A 3,246-nucleotide genomic window follows, 5' to 3' on the forward strand; every position below is an offset into this window, starting at 1 on the left:
CGCGGTGATCGTCCCGGTCCTCACGATCGGCGGCGTACTGCTACTCCCGGGCGCCCTCCAGATCGTGCAGCGCCTGTTCGACGCCACGACGGTCTGGCTCGCCGGTCAGTCCTGAAGACGACCGGTCAGGTACGACGGCACGCCGCCGGACTCGAGCGCCGCGGCGAACCTGCGCTGATTCCGATCGCCCGGCCATGCCTCCAGGAAGAACAGCGGCAGCGCGAGCGCCGCGCCGATCAGCACCACCCAGTAGCTCTCCGCGACGAACGCGAGCGCGATCGAGATGAAGAACACGCCCTCGCAGACCGCGAACCGTACGAACGTCGACGCCGTGAACCGCCGCCACGACTCTGCCTGTACGTCGGCAGCCGGACGGCTCGAGTACTCGAGTGGCGGCGTACGGAACCCAGCCAGCTCGCAGATCGCGTACGCGCCGGCCGCGGCGGCCAGCACCACCAACGGATGCCAGCTCTTCGGGAAGTCCCCGATCCCGTCGGTGCCGAGGACGAACCACAGGACCAGCGTCAGCATCGGGATCGCGCCGGCCAGCGTCGCGCACACCATGGTCAGGCTCTGGCGGGCGGCGGGGGAGGCGGGGGCGGCAGAAGGTGTCGACACGCGCAAGAGACTAAAGCATCGAAATCACTACGGATAGCAATGGTAAAACCACGGAGAGTATTCGCAGAAGTTTTTCCGGACTTTTTCGCCGGAAGCTGTAACGACTACCGGGGCGGCCCCGATAGGACGAGTGAGCCTGGTGGCTGCCCGGACCCCCGAGCGGACAGCCACCAGGCCTACCCATTTCTTCAGGGGTCGGGAGCGGTAATCTGAGGCTCATGTCCTCGCCAGTAACCACGCCCTCGCAGGCGCTGCCCTTCGGCCGTCTGACGACCGCGATGATCACGCCGTTCCGGCCCGACGGCTCTCTCGACCTCACCGCCACCCAGAAGGTCGCGACGTACCTCGTCGACGCCGGCAACGACGCCCTGGTGCTGAACGGGACCACCGGCGAGGCTCCGACCACGTCGGACCAGGAGAAGGTGCAGATCATCCGCGCGGTCCGCGAGGCCGTCGGAGCCCGGGCGAAGATCGTCGCCGGGGTCGGTACCAACGACACCGCCCACACCGTCGAGTGCGCCAAGCAGGCCGAGGCCGCGGGCGCCGACGGTCTGCTGGTCGTGACGCCGTACTACAACAAGCCTCCGCAGGCCGGGCTGCGCGCGCACTTCACCGCGGTCGCCGACGCCACCGGCCTGCCGAACATGCTGTACGACATCCCGGCCCGCGCCGGGGTGGAGATCAGGACCGAGACGCTGATCGACCTCGCCGCGCACCCGCGGATCGTCGCGGTGAAGGACGCCAAGGGCGACCTGGCCGGGACCACCAAGGTGCTGGCGAACACCGATCTGTTCTACTACTGCGGTGCCGACGAGCTGAATCTCGCCTCCTTGGCGATCGGCGCGGCCGGGATCGCGAGCGTGGTAGCCCATGTCGCGAGCCGGGAGTACCGGCAGCTGATCGACGCCGTGGTGGCCGGCGACCTCGCCACCGCACAGGAGATTGATCGACGGCTGGTGCCCGCCGTCGAGACGATCATGACCAGGACCCAGGGCGCCATCATGGTGAAGGCCGCGCTCCAGCTGGCCGGCGTCATCGAGCACGCGACGCTGCGGTCGCCGCTGGTCGAGGCGACGGCCGAGCAGCTGGCGTGGCTCACCACTGACCTCAAGACGGCAGGACTGATTGCATGAGCCATCCCCATCCAGATCTCGACGCGCCCGGACCTCTCGCTCCGGGCGCTTTGCGGGTCACCCCGCTCGGCGGCCTCGGCGAGGTCGGCCGCAATATGACCGTGTTCGAGTACGACGGCAAGCTGCTGATCGTGGACTGCGGCGTACTCTTCCCGGACGAGAACCAGCCCGGCGTGGACCTGATCCTGCCGGACTTCGAGCCGATCCGGGACCGGCTGGACGACATCGTCGCGGTGGTGCTGACGCACGGCCACGAGGACCACATCGGCGGGTTGCCCTACCTGCTGCGTGAGCGGGGCGACATCCCGGTGGTCGGGTCGCAGCTCACGCTCGCGCTGCTCGAGGGCAAGCTGAAGGAGCACCGGCACCGCAACGTGCCGCAGCAGACCGTGGTCGAGGGCGAGAAGCTCCAGATCGGCCCGTTCGTCTGCGAGTTCGTTGCGGTGAACCACTCGATCCCGGACGCGCTCGCGGTCGCGATCAAGACCCCGGCCGGCGTCGTACTGCACACCGGCGACTTCAAGATGGACCAGTTGCCGCTGGACAACCGGATCACCGACCTGCGCGCGTTCGCGCGGCTCGGCGAGGAGGGTGTCGACCTGTTCATGGTCGACTCCACGAACTCCGAGGTGCCCGGCTTCACCACCCACGAGCGCGACATCGCGCCGGTGCTGGACCGGGTCTTCACGAAGGCGAAGAACCAGCGCATCATCGTCGCCTGTTTCGCCTCCCACGTACACCGCGTCCAGCAGGTGATGGATGCCGCGGTGAAGCACAAGCGCAAGGTCGCGTACGTCGGCCGCTCGATGGTCCGGAACATGGGCGTCGCCCGCGACCTCGGCTTCCTGAACGTGCCCGGCGACACGCTGATCGACATGCGCGAGCTGGACGACTACCCGCCGGAGCAGGTGGTGCTGGTGTCGACCGGTTCGCAGGGCGAGCCGATGTCGGCGCTGTCCCGGATCGCCGCGAACGACCACAACGTCGTCCACCTGCAGCCCGGCGACACCGTCGTACTGGCGTCGTCGCTGATCCCCGGCAACGAGAACTCGGTGTACCGGGTGATCAACGGCCTGATCCGGCACGGCGCGAACGTGATCCACAAGGGCAACGCGCTGGTGCACGTGTCCGGGCACGCGAGTGCGGGTGAGCTGCTGTACTGCTACAACATCGTGAAGCCGCGCAACGTGATGCCGGTGCACGGCGAGGTCCGGCACCTGCACGCGAACGCGGACCTCGCGATCCAGACCGGCGTACCGCGGGAGAACGTGGTCGTGGTCGAGGACGGCGTGGTGGTGGACCTGATCGACAAGAAGGCCGTGGTGGCCGGCAAGGTCGAGTGCGGGTACGTGTTCGTGGACGGGTCGACCGTCGGCGACATCACCGAGACCTCGCTGAAGGACCGCCGGATCCTCGGCGACGAGGGCTTCATCTCGGTGATCGCGGTGATGGACTCCGTCACCGGCAAGCTGACCGCCGGGCCGGAGATCCAGGC

At 68.2% G+C, this 3,246-nt stretch carries 3 protein-coding genes; 2 read left to right on the forward strand and 1 reads right to left on the reverse strand.

What is annotated here, in order from left to right:
- Nucleotides 1-105: 105 nt before the first annotated feature.
- Nucleotides 106-618, reverse strand: coding sequence for a hypothetical protein (locus VFF46_RS36735; RefSeq protein ID WP_325041879.1), 513 nt, complete (start codon nt 616-618; stop codon nt 106-108).
- 218 nt (nt 619-836) lie between these two features.
- Between VFF46_RS36735 and dapA the strand changes: the two genes are divergently transcribed.
- Complete coding sequence (gene dapA / locus VFF46_RS36740; protein ID WP_325041880.1) at nt 837-1,751, forward strand: 4-hydroxy-tetrahydrodipicolinate synthase; 915 nt, start codon at nt 837-839, stop codon at nt 1,749-1,751.
- On the forward strand, nt 1,748-3,246 hold a 1,499-nt coding region (locus VFF46_RS36745; protein WP_325041881.1), incomplete at its 3' end, for a ribonuclease J. The genes dapA and VFF46_RS36745, both read left to right, overlap by 4 nt.

The sequence above is a fragment of the Kribbella sp. genome (assembly GCF_035655035.1).
Taxonomy (GTDB): Bacteria; Actinomycetota; Actinomycetes; order Propionibacteriales; family Kribbellaceae; genus Kribbella.